Source organism: Bacillus sp. LR--39 (assembly GCF_053613335.1).
Window position 1 is genome coordinate 1 of sequence record NZ_JBSIOT010000226.1, and the last position, 1,243, is coordinate 1,243.

The window sequence follows — 1,243 nt, forward strand, 5'->3', positions numbered from 1 at the left end:
AACGAACAGGATTCATGCTTTTGCATGAATTCCACTGCATGGCGGCTCCCGACAACAAGACGTTTCTCTGAATCAGGTTGAATGGCGGTGACAAGAAAGCCCCGTTTCTCAAGCTCTGTCTTTGCTTGCTCAGATGCTGCACTCAGTTTGGCTGTCAGCTGGCGGATGTCGATTTTCTGAGAAGCCAGTGCTCTGAAAAATTCACAAACCGCTCGGCGCGATGTGAAAAAAACGTCTTCAAAGGTGCCAATCTTTCGAAGAATGTCTTCATTGACTGGCATGTTTTCGGTCCGCCATTTCGGCCACTCGATGACATCGGCGCCGGAATCGCGCAGCTTGTCTGCAAGCGGGTCTTCATCTTCGCCATGAGTCACAACCATCAAATGCCGTCCGATGAGCGGTTTGCTTTCAAACCAGCCGTGTGTTTGAAAGTTGACGATGTCTCCGATGACGATAATCGCAGGGTTTGTAATCTGGTGTTCCTGCACTTTTTGCTGAATGTTCTCAAGTGTTCCTTTCACACTCCGCTGGCGGCCCCACGTTCCCCATTGGATGACAATGACAGGGACAGAAGGCGATTTCCCGTATGAAATAAGCTGCTGGCAAATATAAGACAAGTTCTTGACACCCATGTAAAAAACAAGGGTTTGAACGCTTCGGGCCAGCCCTTCCCAGTCAAGGTTCGGCGTGCCTTTTAATGATTTATCATGCGCTGTAATCATGGCAAAAGACGATGCAAAATCCCGATGCGTGACGGGGATGCCCGCATATAGCGGCGCTGCAATTCCAGAGGTGATTCCCGGCACCATTTCATAGCGAATGCCGTGCTCATGAAGAGCATCTGCTTCCTCGCCGACTCTGCCGAATACGCTCGGATCTCCGCCCTTCAAGCGAACGACGGTTAACCCATTTAATGCTTTTTCAACCAGCAGGGCGTTAATTTCTTTTTGTTTCATAAAATGGCGGTCTGGCAGTTTTCCGCAATAAATAAACTGGCAGTCCGGTGATGCAAATTCGAGCAGCTTCGGGTTGGCGAGCCGGTCATATAAAATCACATCTGCTTCCTCGAGGGCCTGTTTTCCTTTGATGGTGAGCAGGCCTGGGTCGCCGGGTCCGGCTCCCACGAAATATACGATTCCGTTCTTCATGATCATGTCATCCTTCCGTCACTGTAAAAAATGAAGGACCACTAGAAAAGTGATCCGGTCTTTTGATCAATATACGAGATAAACATGTTCTCCTT

Annotated in this window: 1 protein-coding gene; it reads right to left on the reverse strand. The window is 49.2% G+C overall.

Annotated features, from left to right (window positions below; genetic code table 11):
* Positions 1–1,154: uroporphyrinogen-III C-methyltransferase (gene cobA, locus ACWHAR_RS22015; RefSeq protein WP_452087829.1), on the reverse strand; the 1,154-nt coding region annotated here is incomplete at its 3' end.
* Positions 1,155–1,243 lie beyond the last annotated feature (89 nt).